Annotated in this window: 15 protein-coding genes; 8 read left to right on the forward strand and 7 right to left on the reverse strand. The window is 72.0% G+C overall.

From position 1 onward, the window contains the following. From AB0I21_RS02815 to AB0I21_RS02825, 3 genes are read left to right on the forward strand one after another with little or no spacing between them, the layout of a single operon-like run. Complete coding sequence (locus AB0I21_RS02815; RefSeq protein ID WP_360558560.1) at positions 1-732, forward strand: ABC transporter ATP-binding protein; 732 nt, start codon at positions 1-3, stop codon at positions 730-732. 1 nt (position 733) lies between these two features. Then, positions 734-1471: an ABC transporter permease gene (locus AB0I21_RS02820; RefSeq protein WP_360558561.1), complete on the forward strand. Its 738-nt coding sequence runs from the start codon at positions 734-736 to the stop codon at positions 1469-1471. A gap of 36 nt (positions 1472-1507) precedes the next feature. Further along, positions 1508-2158 (forward strand): TetR family transcriptional regulator, encoded by a 651-nt coding sequence (locus AB0I21_RS02825; RefSeq protein ID WP_360558563.1) that lies wholly within the window; start codon positions 1508-1510, stop codon positions 2156-2158. 92 nt (positions 2159-2250) lie between these two features. Here the strand turns inward: AB0I21_RS02825 and AB0I21_RS02830 are convergent, their stop codons facing one another. The 3 genes from AB0I21_RS02830 to AB0I21_RS02840 form a co-directional block, all read right to left on the reverse strand. Continuing rightward, positions 2251-2688 (reverse strand): hypothetical protein, encoded by a 438-nt coding sequence (locus AB0I21_RS02830; protein WP_344503958.1) that lies wholly within the window; start codon positions 2686-2688, stop codon positions 2251-2253. Positions 2689-2779: 91 nt separating this feature from the next. Next, positions 2780-4579, reverse strand: a complete 1800-nt coding sequence (locus AB0I21_RS02835) for an ABC transporter ATP-binding protein (RefSeq protein WP_360558565.1) — start codon at positions 4577-4579, stop codon at positions 2780-2782. Between the two features lie 1672 nt (positions 4580-6251). Continuing rightward, positions 6252-8081, reverse strand: a complete 1830-nt coding sequence (locus AB0I21_RS02840; protein WP_360558677.1) for an ABC transporter ATP-binding protein — start codon at positions 8079-8081, stop codon at positions 6252-6254. A gap of 123 nt (positions 8082-8204) precedes the next feature. On the opposite strand from AB0I21_RS02840, the gene AB0I21_RS02845 reads away from it, so the two are divergent. Continuing rightward, on the forward strand, positions 8205-8828 hold the full coding sequence (locus AB0I21_RS02845) for a TIGR03085 family metal-binding protein (protein WP_360558566.1): 624 nt from the start codon (positions 8205-8207) through the stop codon (positions 8826-8828). 154 nt (positions 8829-8982) lie between these two features. Further along, entirely contained in the window at positions 8983-10824 is a 1842-nt protein-coding gene (locus AB0I21_RS02850; RefSeq protein ID WP_360558568.1) for a long-chain fatty acid--CoA ligase, read from the forward strand. 620 nt (positions 10825-11444) lie between these two features. Here AB0I21_RS02850 and AB0I21_RS02855 read toward each other — a convergent pair. Continuing rightward, a complete protein-coding gene (locus AB0I21_RS02855; protein ID WP_344503954.1) occupies positions 11445-12920 on the reverse strand; it encodes a PLP-dependent aminotransferase family protein in 1476 nt (491 codons plus the stop codon). Between the two features lie 58 nt (positions 12921-12978). Here AB0I21_RS02855 and AB0I21_RS02860 point away from each other — a divergent pair, with 58 nt between their 5' ends. Beyond that, positions 12979-13638, forward strand: coding sequence for a hypothetical protein (locus AB0I21_RS02860; RefSeq protein ID WP_360558570.1), 660 nt, complete (start codon positions 12979-12981; stop codon positions 13636-13638). Here AB0I21_RS02860 and AB0I21_RS02865 read toward each other — a convergent pair. After that, positions 13562-14485 (reverse strand): EamA family transporter, encoded by a 924-nt coding sequence (locus tag AB0I21_RS02865; protein WP_360558572.1) that lies wholly within the window; start codon positions 14483-14485, stop codon positions 13562-13564. The two genes, AB0I21_RS02860 and AB0I21_RS02865, sit on opposite strands and share 77 nt — an antisense overlap. Positions 14486-14557: 72 nt before the next feature. On the opposite strand from AB0I21_RS02865, the gene AB0I21_RS02870 reads away from it, so the two are divergent. Both AB0I21_RS02870 and AB0I21_RS02875 read left to right on the forward strand, forming a co-directional pair. Then, a complete protein-coding gene (locus tag AB0I21_RS02870) occupies positions 14558-15484 on the forward strand; it encodes a LysR family transcriptional regulator (protein WP_360558574.1) in 927 nt (308 codons plus the stop codon). Positions 15485-15571: 87 nt separating this feature from the next. Then, the gene (locus AB0I21_RS02875; RefSeq protein WP_360558575.1) at positions 15572-16060 is read left to right on the forward strand and encodes a hypothetical protein; all 489 of its coding nucleotides are present in this window, start codon (positions 15572-15574) and stop codon (positions 16058-16060) included. 411 nt (positions 16061-16471) lie between these two features. Here AB0I21_RS02875 and hisF read toward each other — a convergent pair whose 3' ends face one another. Next, positions 16472-17233 (reverse strand): imidazole glycerol phosphate synthase subunit HisF, encoded by a 762-nt coding sequence (hisF, locus tag AB0I21_RS02880; RefSeq protein ID WP_360558577.1) that lies wholly within the window; start codon positions 17231-17233, stop codon positions 16472-16474. Next, positions 17230-17961, reverse strand: a complete 732-nt coding sequence (priA, locus tag AB0I21_RS02885; protein WP_360558578.1) for a bifunctional 1-(5-phosphoribosyl)-5-((5-phosphoribosylamino)methylideneamino)imidazole-4-carboxamide isomerase/phosphoribosylanthranilate isomerase PriA — start codon at positions 17959-17961, stop codon at positions 17230-17232. Before priA ends, hisF begins: the two co-directional genes overlap by 4 nt.

The following is a 17961-nucleotide window of genomic DNA, read 5'->3' on the forward strand; positions in this document are numbered from 1 at the left end:
ATGGCCAACGCGATCGAGGTCGAGCACCTCGTCGTCGCGCGGGGCAAGCGGCGGGTGCTGCACGACTTCACCTGCACGGTGCCCAGCGGGAGCGTCACGGGGCTGCTCGGACCGAGCGGCAGCGGCAAGACCACGTTCATGCGGGCGGTCGTCGGCGTGCAGAAGATCGTCGGCGGGACGGTGATGGTGCTCGGGCACCCGGCGGGGTCGAAGCCGCTGCGCGACAAGGTGGGCTACCTGACGCAGGCGCCGAGCGTCTACGCCGACCTGACCGTCCGGGAGAACGCGCGGTACTTCGCCTCGCTGTACGGGCTCGGTGCCGCCGCGGCGGACGAGGCCGTGTCCGACGTGGGGCTGGGCCAGGCCAAGAACCAGCTCGTCGGGACCTTGTCGGGCGGCCAGCGGGCCCGGGCGTCGCTCGCCTGCGCGATCGTGAGCAAGCCGCAGCTGCTCGTGCTGGACGAGCCCACCGTCGGGCAGGACCCCGTGCTGCGCAACGAGCTGTGGCAACGGTTCCACGCCCTGGCGAAGGCCGGCTCGACGCTGCTGGTGTCGAGCCACGTGATGGACGAGGCGGGCCGCTGCGACCGCCTCCTGCTGATCCGCGAGGGGTTGCTCATCGCCGACGAGTCGCCCGCCGCCGTACGCGAGCGCGCCGGCACGGAAGACCTGGAGGAGGCGTTCCTGCGACTCGTACAGGCGCAGGAGACGGAGAAGGAGAAGGTGGCCTGACATGTCCGCACGTCTGACGTTCGCGACCGCCGGGCGCATCCTGCGGCAGCTCCGCCACGACCGGCGCACGATCGCGTTGATCCTCGTCGTGCCGACGGTGCTGCTCACGCTCCTGCGCTACCTGTACGACACCAACCCCCAGCTGTTCGACCGCGTCGGGCTCGTCATGCTGGGCGTGTTCCCGCTGGTGATCATGTTCCTGCTGACCAGCGTGGCGATGCTCCGCGAACGCACCACCGGCACCCTCGAGCGGCTGCTGACCACGCCGATCGGCAAGGTCGACATCCTGCTCGGCTACGGCATCGCGTTCGCCGTCGCGGCCGCGGTGCAGGCGACGATCGCGTCGGCGCTCGCGTACCTCCTCCTCGGCCTCGACACGCTCGGACCGGCGTGGCTCGTCGCCGTGATCGCGGTCGGCAACTCCGTGCTCGGCATGGCGCTCGGCCTGCTGGTCAGCGCGTTCGCCAACAGTGAGTTCCAGGCGGTGCAGTTCATGCCGGCGGTGGTCCTGCCGCAGGTGCTGCTCTGCGGTCTGCTGCAGCCCCGCGACCAGATGGCCGGTTGGCTGCAGGCCATCAGCGATGTCTTTCCCATGTCGTACGCCGTGCAGGCGCTCACCGAGCTCGGCACCCACACCGAACCGACCGGCCTCATGTGGAGGGACCTCGGCATCATCGTCGGCTGCGTCATCGTGGCACTCTTGCTCGGGGCGGCGACGCTACGCCGGCGCACCCCGTAAGCCCCTGAAGCAGACGCACAACGGGAAAGCAGGCTCATGGCACGCACCGGACGACGCCCCGGCAACCAGGACACCCGCCAGGCGATCCTGACCGCCGCCCGCGAGGCGTTCGCCGAGCGTGGCTACGACGGGGCGTCCATCCGCCAGATCGCCACCAGCGCCGGGGTCGACCCGGCGCTGGTGCACCACTACTTCGGGGCGAAGGACAAGCTCTTCCTCGCCACGATGGACGCGCCGATCGACCCCGGCGAGATCGTGCCCAAGGTCTTCGAGGGCGACCTCGACGGCGTCGGCGAGCGGCTCGTCCGCACGTTCCTCGGCGTGTGGGACTCCCCCGCCGGCTCGTCCGCGGCGGCCCTCTTCCGCAGCGCGATGCAGCACGAGTGGTCGGCGCGGATGTTGCGCGAGTTCCTGGTGAGCCAGATCCTGCGCCGCGTGGTCGCGCAGCTCAAGCTCGACCCCGCGGAGGCCCCGAAGCGCGCCGCCCTGGTCGCGTCGCAGATGGCGGGTCTCGTCATGGTCCGCTACATCCTGAAGATCGAGCCGATGACGACCATGTCGCAGGACGAGATCGTGTACAGCGTCGCGCCGACCATCCAGCGCTACCTCACCGAACCCCTGCCGGCCACCGCACCGGCCTCCTCAACGGTCTCCGCACCGGCCTCTTCACCAGCCTCGAAGCGCTGAACCACCAGCCTCGAAGCGCTGAACCACCGGCTCGAAGCGCTGAACCGCCACCTCACCGGAGCGGCAAAGCCGGCGGCGCGAGGCCGGATCGGCTAGTCGTCGACGTCGGCGCAGTGGTACCGCGCCTGCGGGGTCAGCAGCAGCGCCACCAGCACGCCGGCGCAGCAGACCGGCACGACCGCGAACGGCAGCGGGGCCGGCAGCAGCCACGTCAGCAGCGGCGCCATCGCCCCGACGAACGCCCAGAACACCAGGCTCGCCAGCCACGCCCAGTGCTCGCCCCGCTTGATCCGCGTGCCGAGGAACACGAGCACCACCGCGAGGGGAAACAGGAACAGCACGGCGTTGAAGAACAGCACGAAGTCCAGGTAGCCGGTGCCGCCCTGGTTGGCCGGGTCGACCTGCATCCCGGACAGCAGCACGCCGAGCGCCGCCAGCGCGAGGGTCAACATGACGCCGCCGATCGCGTTGAACCCCGTCACCGCGACCCGGACCTGCATCGGCACGTATCGACGCCCCCCGGCTGGCACACCGCAACTGTAGGTCCTCCGCCGCAGTTCATCACCCCCGACGCGCGTGTCCCCGACCGGTCACCCGCCCGGGGACACGCGGTGGCCGCCATCAGCGGGTCTGTTCGAGCCACGACGCGTACAGGCGGCCGTAGATCGAGTCCGGATCGGCGACGAGCTCCGCGTGCGGGCCCCGCTGCACGACGCGCCCCTTGTCCACGACGATGACCTCGTCGGCGCTCTGCGCGGTCGACAACCGGTGCGCGATCGCGATCGTCGTCCGCCCCCTGGTGACCGCGTCGAGGGTCCGCTGCAGCCGGACCTCGGTCGCCGGGTCGACGGCGCTCGTGGCCTCGTCGAGCACCAGGAGGTCGGGGTCGGCGACGTACGCGCGAGCCAGCGCCACCAGCTGCCGCTCACCGACCGACAGCGCCTCCCCGCGCTCGCCGACCTCGGTCTGCAGGCCGTCGCTGAGCCCGTCGACCCAGTCGAGCAGCCCGAGCTCGGTGAACGCCAGCTCCAAGTCCACGTCGCTCAGGTCGGGCCGGGCGAACCGCACGTTGTCGGCCACCGTCGCGTCGAACAGGAACCCGTCCTGCGGCACCATGACGACCCGCCTGCGCAGCGAGCCGAACCGCACCTCGGTCAGCGGCACCCCGGACAGCAGCACCTCGCCGGTGGTCGGGTCCATGAGCCGCGTCAGCAGCTTCGCGAACGTCGTCTTGCCGCTGCCCGTCTCCCCGACGACCGCGACCCGTGTGCGAGCGGCGACCGTCAGATCGACATCGGTCAGCACCTCAGGCCCGTCCGGGTACGCGAAGTGCACGTGGTCGAACCGCACGTCGACGGCGCCTTCGGGCAGGTCCCGACCCTGGTCACCGGGGTCCGCGACGTCCGGCGACGTCTCGATGATGTCCAGGACCCGGCGCCAGCCCGCGATCGCGTTCTGCGCCTCGTTGAGCACCTCGGTCGCGACCTGCACCGGCTGCACGAACAGCGTCGCCAGGAACAGGAACGCGGTCAGCTGCCCGATGGTGAGCTGCCCGTCCACGCCCAGCAGCGTGCCGACCACGACGACGCTGCCGAGCGCCAGACCCGCCGCCAGCTCACCGAAGCTCATGCTGACCACGTTGTTGGTCTGCGCCCGGAACTGCGCCCGCCGACTCCGGTCGATCGCCGTGTCGAGCCGCTCCGCGGTGCGCTGCTGCACGCCGTACGCCCGAACGACCGACGCCCCGACGACGCTCTCCGCGATCGCCCCGAGCATCGCCCCGATGCTCTCCCGCACGTCCAGGTACAGCACGCTGAGCCGCCGCTGGAAGTGCCGCACCACGAACACCAGCGGCGCGAACGCGAGGATCACCACCAGCGTCAGCTGCCACGAGTAGAAGATCATGACGCCGGTCGTCACGAAGAGCTGCCCCAGGCTGATCAGGAAGATCAGCCCACCGAACTGCAGGAACTGGCTGATCTGATCCACGTCCCCGGTCACCCGCGAGACCAGCGCCCCGCGCCGCTCCGACTGCTGGTGCAGCATCGACAGGTCGTGAATGTGCCGGAACGTCCGCGTGCGCACCCCCGCCAGCGCCGTCTCGGTGACCGTGAACAGCCGCACGTTCATCATCGCCGCGCTGAGCATCGTCAGGAACAGCACCCCGGCCGTGATCGCCACGATCGTGGTGAGCACCCCGACGTCGGGCCCACCCGGCGCCCGCAGCCCCTTGTCGATGCCCTGCTGGATGGCGACCGGCACCGCCACCCGGCCGGCCGTCGCCAGCACCGCCAGCCCGAGCGTGCCCGCCAGCCCGGTGAACAGCTCCGGCGACAGGCTCAGCCCGCGCCGCAGCACCCCCACCTTCGGCGCCCCGCCGGCCTTCGCCTGCTCCGCCGCCTCAGCAGTCGCCGCCGTCATGCCGACACCTCCGCCGTCCTTGAACACCGACCCGACCCGAACCCGCCCCTACGTCCCAGCACCAACCCGCCGGCACGCCAACGGACAGACCCCGAAACGGCCGCACTTCCCCAACGACCACCGACCGCGGCACCGTCGACGCGCCGGTGATCCAGGCCCGCCCCGACCGCACGACCGCTCTCCGCAGCGGACCTCGAGCCCGCCGCGTCCCCACACTCCCGCACCCAGCCGCTCACAACCCGCCGCGCCGACCCGCCCCAACCGCCATCGCGACCCGACCCGTCGGCGCCTTCCACAGACCGTCCTGACGCCACAGCGACGCCGCGACCCGAAGCCGCCACACCATCACCGCAACGCGGCGCGGTCACACCATCACCGCAACGCGGGGCAGTCACGCCAAGACCGCAACGCGGCGCAGTCACGCCAAGACCGCAACGCGGCGCAGTCACGCCAAGACCGCAACGCGGCGCAGTCACGCCATCACCGCAACGCGGCGCAGTCACGCCATCACCGCAACGCGGGGCAGTCACGCCATCACCGCAACGCGGGGCAGTCACGCCAGGACGGCAACCGAGACCCGGCACCCGACCGCGGCCCGAACCACACCGGCCAACAGCGCCAACCCACCGAACCGGCCCGGTCACCGCCAGCACCGGCGTGGACCGCGCCCGGCTCCGGTTCAGAGGAACGCAACAGCGGCCGGCGGCAACGCCGCCCCCAGGAGCCCGCCCCGGCACCGATCCTGCTGAAGCCCCACGCCCACCCATCCGAGCCGACCAGGCGACGCAGCACCGCGCCCCCGTCGGCGGGCTCCCCCACAGCAACCGGCCGGCCGCAGACAACTCAGCGGCCCAGGACAGGCCGGACGTCGGCATCACCACGGCCAAGTCGGCGCCTGTGCCGGCCACGAACGCGGCCACGCCAAGACGGCGACCGCGACCCGGCACCCGCACCCGCCCCGGTCCAGCCGACACCCGACCGGGGCACGACTGCCACCCGCCATCACGACCAGCCCACCAACCCGACCAGACCACGGGCACCGACAGAAACCGCAGGCCATCCCCATCCAGAGGAACGACATGGCGAACGGCGGCAACACCATGACCCGAGCCGCGCTCCGACACCAGCCCTGCCGAAACCACCCACCGGCCCGCCCGAACCGACCCGGCGACCCGGGCGCGCGCTGACTTCCCCGGCAGGCTCCCCCGCAGCAACCGGCCAGCCGGCGGCAACGCCGCAGCCCGGGACCGGCCGGACACCGACATCACCCCGGTCAAGCCGGCACCCGCGGCAGCCGCAGAGGCAGCCAGACGGCGACCGCGGCACAAGCCGTCACGACCAGCCCCCCAACCGGACCAGTCCACTGACACCGGCACGAACCACGAGCCATCCCCGGCCAGAGGAACCACACGGCGAACGGCGGCAACACCATGACCCGAGTCGCGCTCCGACACCAGCCCTGCCGAAACCACCCACCCGTCCGTCCGAGCCAACCCGGCGACCCGGGCGCGCGCTGACCCGACCAGCAAGCTCCCCCTCAGCAACCGGCCAGCCGGCGGCAACGCCGCAACCCGGGACCGGCCGGACACCGGCATCACGCCGGTCAGACCGACGCCCGCGGCGACGACAGAGCCGGAAAGGCCCGGACGGGGCGGTACGGGAGTGGGAACCGTCATGCGGTCACGGACTCCTCGTCGTCGAAGAGGTGCTCGCGTTCCTTCTCGGCCTCGGCCTTCTCGTATGCGGTGACCAAGTCGGCGTAGCCGGGAACAGTGGCGAGGAGGTCGGCGTGGGTGCCGCGGGCGGCGACCCTGCCCCGCTCCAGCCAGACCACCTCGTCGGCCAGGGCGATCGTGGCCCGCCGATACGCGACGACGAGGATCGACGCCTGGCGGTCGTCGTCACGGCGCAGCGCGGCGAGGATCGCGGCCTCGACGCGCGGGTCGACGGCGCTGGTCGCGTCGTCGAGGACGAGCAGGCGCGGCGCGCCGGCCAGGGCGCGGGCGATCGTGAGCCGCTGCCGCTGGCCGCCGGACAGGGAGGTGCCGCGCTCGCCGACCTTCGTGTCGAGCCCGTCGGCGAGCTGGTGGATGAACCCGTCGGCCTGGGCGAGGCGCAGCGCGGACCAGGCCGCCTCGTCGTCGACGGCGTGCCCGGCGGCGGTGCGCCGGTCGAGCGTCACGTTGCCCCGGACGGTGTCGTCGAAGACGAACGGCACCTGGGCGACCAGCGCGACCGTGCCGACGAGCGCGTCCTGGCTGAGGTCGCGGGCGTCGACGCCGTCGACCCGGACGGTGCCGGTGTGCGGGTCGACCAGCCGGGCGGCGAGCGCGGCGATCGTCGACTTGCCGGAGCCGGTCGAGCCGACGAGCGCGACCGTGCGCCCCGCCGGCACGTCGAACGTGACCCCGCTCAGCACGTCGCCGCCCCGGTTGCCGTCGGCGTCGGCATACGCGAAGTGCACGTCCTCGAACCGCAGCGCCGCCGGCTTGTGCGTGTCCGGCAGCGTGGCCGTGCCATAGGCCATGTCGCCCTCGGCGTCCAGCACGTGCCGGATCCGCTCCCAGCCGACGACGCTGCGGGGCAGCTCGGCGAGCACCCAGCCGATCGCCCGGACGGGGAACGCGAGCACGGTGAACAGGAACGCGACGCTGACCACCTCGGCCACCTCGACGGCGCCCTGGCGGAACCGCAGGCCCCCGACGACGAGCACTGCGAGGGTGCCGATGCTCGGCAGCGCGTCGAGCACCGGGTCGAACATCGCCCGGACCCGCCCGACCTGGATCGTGGCGTCGCGCAGCTCGACGGTCTTCGCCGAGAACCGCTCGGTCTCAGCGGCCTCCCGGCCCATCGTCTTGACCACGAGCGCGCCGTCGAAGCTCTCGTGCGCGACCGCGCTCACGTCGGCCCGCAGCTGCTGCGACTTCGCGACCCGGGGCGCCATGCGGCGCGAATAGGCCACGTTGACCCCGAGCAGCGTCGGGAAGATCGCGACCCCGACGAGCGCCATGGCCCAGTCGGTGGCGAACAGCGAGACGATCGCGGCGACGAGCATGACGACGGTGCCGACGGCCATCGGGAACGGCGCGATCGGATACCACGCGGACTCGACGTCGGCGTTGGCATTGGACAGCAGCGTCCCGGTCGCGTGCCGCTGGTGCCACTCCAGGGGCAGCCGCAGGTAGCGCCTGGTGACGGCCTGCCGGTAGCGCGCCTGCAGGCGGAACTGCATCGCCCCCGCCCCGAGCCGCCGGCCGAAGATGCCGAGGATCTTGCCGAGGCTGACCGCGAGGATCGCGACCCCGCCGAGCAGCAGCGTGCCGAGCGTGACGTGCCGCTGGTCGATCGCGGGCAGCGCGATCTCGCCGACGACCCGCCCGGAGACGAACGCGGTCGCGATCGTCAGCAGGCTGAACACCACACTGCCGACCACCGAGATCGCGAACACGTGGGGCTCGTCACGGACAGCCCGGCCGAGCACCCACAGCCCCTTGAGGAGCACCTTGCCGCTGGTCACATCCGCCCTCCGTAGCGTCGGGCCGGTAAGTCGCCCCGACCGTCTGCAACCTTACCGACGGGGTACGACAGAATCCGGCTCCGGCAGGACGCGACTAGCGTTACGTGTATGACTTCATTCGCGCGGGCCGAGCGCCTGGCGCTCGCCGAGACGCTCCTGGCCGCGGGTCCCGACGCGCCGACCCTCTGTGACGGCTGGGTGACCCGTGACCTCGCCGCGCATCTGGTGCTGCGGGAGCACCGGCCTGACGCCGCGGCCGGCATCCTGCTGAAGCCGGTCGCCGGGCACACGAAGAAGGTCCAGGACCGCCTCGCCGCGGGCGACTACGGGCAGCTGGTCGGCAAGGTCCGGCGGCCCGCGCTCTGGGTAAGGCCCGCCTTCGCCGAGGAGGCCGTCAACATCACCGAGTTCCTCATCCATCATGAGGACGTGCGGCGGGCCGTGCCGGGATGGACGCCGCGCACGCTGGACGCGGCCTACGAGCAGGCCCTGGCGAAGCGGCTCAAGGGAGCCGCGAAGCTGTCCGCGCGGCGGTTCCCCGCCGCGATCACCGTGCGGCCGGCGGACGCCGAGCCCTTCACCGTCGGTACAGGCGGAGAACCGCTGACGGTCCAGGGGAAGCCCTCGGAGCTGCTCCTGTTCTTCACCGGCCGCCAGGCGCACGCCGACGTGACCGTCACGGGCCCCGATGCGACGGCGGAGCGGCTCAGAACGGCGCGACTGGGACTCTGAGTCTCGAATCTGGCCCCAGGCAACGGGATTCGCCGTTCCACTACGTTTCGGTTTCGGGTCTAGCCGGTAACACGACGGACCCTTTACCCTCCAGTAACCGACGGGACGTGATGCCAGTCACCGTTACGTCCACGCCAGCCCGGAGGCGCCCCGCATGACCCAGACCCAGCGGCTCGAACTGCCCTACCGCTCGATCCCGGACATGTTCCTGCACCGTGTGGCCGAGACCCCCGACAAGCGCGCGTTCGGCAAGCCCGCGGCCGACGACGCCGGCGACCCCGTCTGGCTCACCTGGCGCGAGGTCGACGAGCACGCCCGCGCGATCGGCGCCGGCCTCACCACGCTCGGCGTGCGCCCCGAGGACCGCGTCGGCATCCTGGCCAACACCCGCCTCGACTGGATCCTCGCCGACCTCGGCATCATGCTCGCCGGTGCGGCCACCACGACGGTCTACCCGACCACCGAGCCCGAGGACGCCGTCTACATCGTCGCCGACTCCGGCTCGAAGGTCCTCTTCGCCGAGAACCCGGCGCAGGCCGCCAAGCTCGACGGCGCCGACCTGCCCGACCTGGTCGCGGTCGTGCTCCTCGACGGTGTCCCCAGCGGCGGCGAGCAGCGCAAGACCCTGTCCCTCGCGCAGCTGGAGGCCGCCGGGCGCGAGGCGCTCGACCAGGACCCCGAGCTGATCACCCGCATCGTCGCCGGCATCACCGGCGACCAGCTCGCCACCCTCATCTACACGTCGGGCACGACCGGCCGCCCCAAGGGCGTCGAGCTGATGCACGCCGGCTGGGTCTGGCAGGGCTACACGCAGGTCGACATGGGCCTGCTGACCGCCGACGACCTGCAGTACCTGTGGCTGCCGCTGTCGCACTCGTTCGGCAAGACCCTGCTCTGCGGGATCGTGTACGTGGGGCTCCCCACGTACGTCGACGGCCGCGTCGACAAGCTCATCGACAACCTCGGCAAGATCCAGCCGACGCTCATGTGCGCCGCGCCCCGCGTCTTCGAGAAGGTCTACAACCGGGTCGTCACCGGCGCGCAGGCCGACGGCGGCGCCAAGTGGAAGATCTTCACCTGGGCGGTGAAGGTCGGCAAGCAGGCCTCCGCCGAGCGCCTCGCCGGCCGCACCCCGGGCGGCATGCTCAAGGTCCAGCACGGCATCGCCGACAAGCTGGTCTTCAGCAAGCTCCGCGCCCGCCTCGGCGGCAAGATGCGCGCCATGGTGTCCGGCTCCGCGCCGCTGTCGAAGGAGATCGGCGAGTTCTTCTTCGCCGCCGGCCTGCCGATCCTGGAGGGCTACGGCCTGACCGAGACCAGCGCCGGCTCGTTCGTCAACCGCGAGGCCAGCCCCCGCATCGGCACCGTCGGCACGGCTCTGGGCGACCTGGAGGCGAAGCTCGACACCGACGGCGAGATCCTGCTCAAGGGCACCCCGATCATGCGCGGCTATCACAACCTGCCCGACGAGACCGCCGCGTCGTTCACCGAGGACGGCTGGTTCCGCACCGGCGACATCGGCGAGTTCGACGCCGACGGCTACCTGCGCATCACCGACCGCAAGAAGGACCTCATCAAGACCTCCGGCGGCAAGTACGTCGCGCCGAGCCACATCGAGGGCCTGTTCAAGTCGGTCTGCCCGTACACCTCGCAGTGCGTCGTGGTCGGCCAGGCCCGCAACTACGTCACGATGCTCGTCACCCTCGACCCGGACGCCATCAAGGGCTGGGCCGACGGCACCTCCCTCGCTGGGAAGTCCTACGACGAGATCGCCGCGTCACCCGAGGCGAACGCCCTGATCGAGGGCTACGTCAAGGAGCTCAACACCAAGCTCAACCGCTGGGAGACGGTGAAGAAGTTCTCCATCCTCAGCCGCGACCTGTCCATCGAGGACGGTGAGCTCACACCGTCGCTCAAGGTCAAGCGCCGCGTGGTCGAGAAGTCCTTCGCCTCGGACATCGACCGCATGTACGCGGGGTCGCTCGCCGAACTCTGATCACACCCCACAGTGTCATGGCCTCCGGGAACCGCCATCCCGGAGGCCATGACGCTTTTCAACCCCGAAGAGCAAGAGCAAGTTCATGGCTCCGGTCCGCCGTGCGAAAGACCGTCGCTCCCGTCAGCCGCCGGTCGGGCCCTGGGGGCCCTCCCTGTCCGTCCGCGTGTAGTTGCCCCGACGCGACCTGCGGCCGCGACACCCCACCCGCCCCCTCATGATCCGGAAGACTTTTCGTCGCCAGAACAACAAGAACTCTTCCGGATCACGGAAACCAGCCCCCGGCACCGCCCAGCCCAGCCAGGCAGACGCCCGACGCGCGATCCCCACATGATCCGGAAGAGTTCTTGTCGCCAGAGCAACAAGAACTCTTCCGGATCACGGAAACCGGCCCAGCAGCAAGCAGCCCAGCCGCGACAGACCCGGTCCGCGCGCCCCACGTGATCCGGAAGACTTCATGCCGTCAGGGCAGCACAAACTCTTCCGGATCACGGAAAACGGGCCAGCAGCAAGCAGCCCCAGCCCGACCAGACAGCCGCCCAACGCGCGATCCGCATGATCCGGAAGACTTCATGTCGCCAGAGCAGCACGACGTCTTCGGGATCATGAGGAAAAGCAGGTCAGGCGACCACGACCGGGGTGGACCAGGCGTGCCGGCGGGGGCGGTCCAGGTCGGCGCGCGCCGCCGCCAGCCTGTGGACCGCTTCGACGAGGTCGGTCTCCGGCAGCGTGTACGGCAGCCGCATGAACCGCTCCATCGTGCCGTCCGCACCGAAGCGGGGCCCCGGCGCGACCCGCACCCCGAGCTCCTCGGCCGCCCGCGCCAGGGCACTGGACACCGGCGCGTCGAGCTCGACCCACAGCACCATCCCGCCGCCCGGCAGGACGAACCGCCACTCCGGCAGCTCGGCGCGCAGCGCGGCGGCCAGAGTGTCCCGGCGGGCGAGCAGCTGCCGACGGCGGGCCGACACGATCTCCGACCGGCGGCGCAGCAGCTGGACGGCGACGAGCTGGTCGAGCACCGGCGACGCCATGTCGACCCCGACCCGGGCCGCGGCGAGCCGCGCGATCAGCGGCGCCGCCCCGCGGACCCACCCGATGCGCAGGCCGCCCCAGTACGGCTTGCTCATCCCGCCGATCGTCAGCACCCGGGCGCTGCGGTCGAACGCGGCCACCGACGGCGGCAGCGCGCCGTCCGCGAAAGCAGGGTCCAGCGCGAGATCCACGAACGACTCGTCGATGATGAGGTCGGTGCCGGCGGCGTGCGCGGCGGACGGCAGCCGCTCCCGCAGCGACGTCTGCATGAGGTGACCGGTCGGGTTGTGGAAGTCGGGGATCAGGTACGCGACCCGCGCCTGCGCCGCCCTGACCGTCGACAGCAGCAGGTCCTCGTCCCAGCCGTCGGGCCCGATCGCGTAGGCGCTGATCCGGGCACGGCTGGCGGTGAACGCGCTCAACGCGTTCGGGTACGTCGGCGTCTCGACCAGGGCCCGCTGCCCGGGCGCGACCAGCAGCCGCAGCAGCAGGTCGAGCGCCTGCTGGACGCCGCCGGTGACCATGACCTGGTCGGGGTCGGTCGGCAGGCCGCGCTCCGTGTAGCACTGCGCGATCGCCTCGCGCAGCACCGGCAGCCCCATCGGCTGGTAGCCGGCGCCGAGCGTGTAGGGGCCGAGCTCGGCGATCGCCTCGGTGGCCGCCTCGTTGAGCTCCGCCGGGGCGGGCATCGCCGCGCAGCCGAGGTCGATGAGGTCGGCGTCGTCGCTCGGCGTCCACAGCCCGGACGTGCCGACGCGGTGGCCGGCGGGCAGCGCCGTCCAGCTGCCGGCGCCGCGGCGGCTGCTGAGGTGGCCGCTGTCGCGAAGCTCACGGTAGGCGGCGGTGACGGTGGTCCGGCTGATGCCGAGCGCCGCGGCGAGCTCCCGCTCCGCGGGCAGCCGGACCCCGAGCGCCAGCCGACCGTCGATGAGCAGGCCACGGACCGCGCTGGCGAGCACGACGTACTCGGGGCGGCGGCCGGCTGGCCCGCGCACGCCGACGGCGACCTGCCAGGCGTTGAGCATGCGGGCCAGTTGCGCGCCCCGGACGATCGCTGACAAGGCCAGTCCCCCTCAATTGGCTCTTTGCACGTGTCGGATTGGCCCTAGGGTGGCACGCATGGACGCCCCAGGCAAGACCAATCCCATCCCGCTGCGCCACCGCTTCACGCGTCGCTTCGTGCAGCTGCAGGTGGGTCTGCTGGTGTACGGGGTGAGCATCGCCTTCCTGGTGCGGGCCCATCTGGGGCTCGATCCGTGGGACGTGTTCCAGCAGGGCATCTCGAAGCGCACCGGGCTGAGCCTGGGCACCGTGGTCTGCGCGGTCGGCGCGCTCGTGCTGCTGCTGTGGATCCCGCTGCGCCTGCGGCCGGGCCTGGGCACCGTCAGCAACGTGGTGGTCATCGGCGTCACCGCCGACCTGACCCTGCGGGTCGTGCCGGACGCCGGCGCGTGGTGGCTGCGGGGCGCGCTGATGGTCGCCGGCGTGGTGCTCAACGGGGTGGCGACGGCGCTCTACCTCGGCGCCCGCATGGGGCCCGGCCCGCGCGACGGGCTCATGACCGGCCTCGCCGCGCGGTACTCCTGGCTGTCGATCCGGGTCGCGCGCACGTCGATCGAGGTGACCGTGCTCGCCGCGGGCTTCCTGCTCGGCGGCTCGGTCGGCGTCGCCACCGTCCTGTACGCGTTCGGCATCGGCCCACTCACGCAGCTGTTCCTGCCGCTGTTCGCGATGCGCGACCCGCGCCCGCTGCCGGCTCCGGCGGCGGCTCCCGCCTGACACGCACCGCGCCGAGCAGCACCCCGCCGAGGATCGCGGCGCCGCCGGCGGCGTCGTACCAGTGCAGGCGCTCGCCCAGCAGGAGCGCCGACGACAGCAGCGCGAACACCGGTGCCAGGGCCGCGAACGGGGCCACCGTCGCCGCGTCGTAGCGGGCGATCAGCCTGCCCCACACGCCGAAGCCGAACAGCGTGCTGAGGTAGGCGATGTACGCGATCGCGCCGAGCGCGGTCAGGTCCAGGCCGCGCAGACTGTGCCAGACCGCGGACGGCCCGTCGACGGCGAGGGTCAGCACGACCAGCGGCGGGGTCGCGACCGCGCTCACCCACACCATGAAGTTCAGCATGTCGGCGGCCTGCGCCTTGCGCATCGCGATGTTCGCCAGGCCCCACGCCGCGCCCGCGGCGACGACCAGCAGGAACGCGCCGACCGGCCGGTCCAGGCCGAGCTGCGAGGCGATCAGCACGATCCCCGCCCCCGACAGCGCCACCCCGGCGAAACGACGCCGGCCCGGCCGGTCGCCCAGCAGTACCATCGCGAAAATCAAGGTGAAGACCACCTGGCTCTGCAGGACGAGCGCGGACAGCCCCGACGGCAGCCCGGCCGCCATCCCGGCGAAGAGCAGCGAGAACTTCACGACGCCGAGCGCCACCCCGGTCGCGACCACCCACCGCCACGGCACCTTCGGCCGCCCGACCAGCAGCACCGCGGGCAGCGCCGCCGCCCCGAACCGCAGCGCGCAGAACAGCAGCGGCGACATGCTGTCCAGCCCGACGTGGATGACCACGAAGTTCACGCCCCAGATCGCCGAGACCAGGATCGCCAGCGCGACGTCACGATGCTTCATGGGTCGATCGTCATCCCGTACAACCGTGAAGCACCATCGAAAGGTTCTACACGATTGTTGTAGCATCGCTTCATGCTTGATCTGCCGAGGCTTCGGGCGCTGCGGGCCGTCGCCGTGTTCGGCACGGTCACGGCCGCCGCGGGCGCCCTGCACTGCACCCCGTCGGCGATCTCCCAGCACCTCGCCAAGCTCGAGCGGGAGACCGGAAGCACACTGGTGGAGAAGGACGGCCGGCGGCTGCGGCTCACCGAGGCCGGGCGGGTCCTGGTCGAGCACGCCGGCCGGATCCTCGCCGTCGTCGAGGAGGCCGAGGCCGCGCTCGCCGCCCACCGGGAGACGGTGTCCGGGCATCTGAGCATCGCCTCGTTCCCGACCGCGTGCCGCGGGCTGCTGCCGCACGCTCTGCGCAGCCTCGCCGTCGACCATCCGCAGCTGGAGCCGACCCTGCAGGAGGGCGACCGCGAGTCGTCGTTCGACGGGATCCTGCGCGGCACCATCGACGTCGCGCTCATCGACGAGTGGCTCGACATGCCGGCGACGTACCCGACCGGGGTCGCGAGCGTGGAGCTCGGCCTCGACGTCGGCGACCTCATCCTGCCCGTCGACCACCCTCTCGCCGGCTCGTCCGGCCCGGTCGGCCTCGACGCGCTGCGCGGCGAGCGGTGGATCGCCTCCAAGCCCGGCACCGTCTGCCACGAGTGGCTGCAACGGATGCTGCCCGGCGCCCGCCCCACGATCCTCGTCAACGAGTTCGAGACGCAGCTGACCTTCGTCGCCGAGCGGCTCGGCGTCGCGTTCATCCCCCGGCTGGCCCGCAGCACCCTCCCGCCGGGCGTCGTCGCGCGCCCGATCACCCCCGAGGCGGCCCGCCGCGTCAGCGTCGCCTGGCGGGTCGCGGCCGGCGGCCGTCCCGCGATCTCCGCGACCGTCGCCGCGCTGCGCGACGCCTGGTCACACCGCGACCACTGGCCCTCCGACCACGGCATTCACGTCGTATAACCGCAGGTCATCGGGGCAATTCCGGGTTAAACGCTCACTCACTCATTCATTTCTGCGGGTTTCCCCGGCACCCCTTACATTGATGCCATGGCCATCTTCGGACGCACCCGCACAGCCACCGGCGCAGGCGTCCTGGCGACGCTGCTCCTCGTCCTGCTCTTCGGTAACCAGATCTTCTCGGAATGGGCCGACCGGCACGCGGACACCAACACCGTGTGGGGCTGGTTCCTGCATCTGCTCACCTGGCCCCGCTGGTGGCTCGTCCCCCACGACGACTCCGGCAAGGCCGCCCGCGAGCTGCTCGCGAACGACCTGAAGGCCCTCCTCCTCATTCTCTTCACGTCCCTCATCCTGGCCATCGCCGGCCGCTCCATCGTCACCGGCGGCGGCGCCTTCATCCTCGGCTGGGCATCGCTGATCTTCGGCGCCGCCCTCGCCGGCTTCGCCACCGACTTCCTGCTCGCCGACCCGACCCTGCTCGGCGCCTTCAACGCCGCCGCGGCCGCCGCCGGCTACGGCCTCTTCGTCGGCTGGCTCGTCGGCATCGCCGTCACCACCGGCAAACGCGGCGACTGACCACCACCACCAAGACGCTGTGCGATCTCCAGGCCGACCTCCCAGAACCGGAGATCGCACGACGTCCCTCGCAACCTCACGAGCAGACCGGGGTAACGACCCCACGCCGCATTGGCCCACGGTCGACGGTCACCCGGCGGAGCGAACCACCGCATCCAACGGCCTGACGGCAACCGCCACGCCTGACCGGCCCGCGGAACGGCCGTCCTCCCGCGCTGTCCGCCGGAGGCGCTCCCGCCAACCATTCATGATCCGGAAGACTTCGTGCGGCCACCGGTACAAGACCGACCGGATCACGGCAAGCCGCTCGGCACGACCGACACGTCGGACGCCTCACCAGGCCCCGAGCACGGCCGGGTCGACCGGTGGTCACCGCCCGCCGGTCGGCTGCCCGAGCGGCACCGACGGTTGTCAGCGGACGGGGTGACCGGCATCCCGGAGGGTGGTCTTGACGTCGCCGATGGAGAGGTCGCCGAAGTGGAAGACGCTGGCGGCGAGGACCGCGTCGGCGCCGGCCGCCACCGCCGGGACGAAGTGCTCCAGGGCACCCGCGCCGCCGCTGGCGATGACCGGGATCGTCACGACCTCGCGGACGGCCTTGATGAGCTCCAGGTCGAAGCCGTCCTTGGTGCCGTCGGCGTCCATGGAGTTGAGCAGGATCTCACCCGCGCCGAGCTCGGCGACCCGGGCGGCCCACTCGACGGCGTCGAGCCCCGCGCCGCGGCGGCCGCCGTGGGTGGTCACCTCGAAGCCGCTCGGCTGGCCCGCGGCCCGGCGCACGTCCAGCGACAGCGTCAGCACCTGGTTGCCGAACCGTTCGGCGATCTCGGCGATCAGCTCCGGTCGGGCGATCGCGGCCGTGTTGACCCCTACCTTGTCCGCGCCGGCGCGCAGGAGGATGTCGACGTCGGAGACAGCGCGGACGCCACCACCGACGGTGAGCGGGATGAAGACCGTCTCCGCGGTCCGGCGGACCACGTCGAGCATCGTGGAGCGCCCGTCGGACGAGGCCGTCACGTCGAGGAAGACCAGCTCGTCGGCGCCCGCGGCGTCGTACGCGGCGCCGAGCTCCACCGGGTCGCCGGCGTCGCGGAGGTTGACGAAGTTGACACCCTTGACGACCCGGCCCGCGTCGACGTCAAGACACGGGATGACCCGCACCGCGACGGTCATGACGGCTGCTCGGCCAGGACCTGGAGGGCGTCGGTGACGTCGAACGCGCCCGCGTACAGGGCCTTGCCGACGATGACACCCTCGACGCCGGCGGGTTCGAGGGCGGCGAGCTGGCGCAGGTCGTCGAGCTTGGAGACGCCGCCGCTGGCGATGACCGGCTTCTTGGTGCGGCCGGTGACCTCCAGCAGGAGGGTCAGGTTGGGCCCGGTGAGGGTGCCGTCGCGCATGACGTCGGTGACGACGTAGCGGGCGCAGCCGGCGCGCTCCAGGCGGTCGAGCACCTCGAACAGGTCGCCACCCTCCTTGGTCCAGCCGCGCGCGGCGAGCTGGTGACCGCGGACGTCGAGCCCGACCGCGACCTGCTCGCCGTACGTGGCGCAGACGTGGTCGCACCAGTCGGGGTTCTCCAGGGCGGCGGTGCCGAGGTTGACCCGGGTCGCGCCGGTCGACAGGGCCGCCCGCAGCGAGGTCTCGTCGCGGATGCCGCCGGACAGCTCGACCTGCACGTCGAGGCGGCGGACGACGTCGGCGAGGAGCTCGGCGTTGGACCCCCGGCCGAACGCGGCGTCGAGGTCGACCAGGTGGATCCACTCGGCGCCCTGCCGCTGCCAGGCGAGGGCGGCCTCGAGCGGGTCGCCGTAGGTGGTTTCGCTGCCGGCGGCGCCCTGGACGAGACGGACCGCCTGGCCGTCGGCGACGTCGACGGCGGGCAGGAGCTGCAGGGCCAT

Origin of the sequence: Dactylosporangium sp. NPDC050588 (assembly GCF_040654975.1) — a bacterium.
GTDB lineage: Bacteria > Actinomycetota > Actinomycetes > Mycobacteriales > Micromonosporaceae > Dactylosporangium > Dactylosporangium maewongense.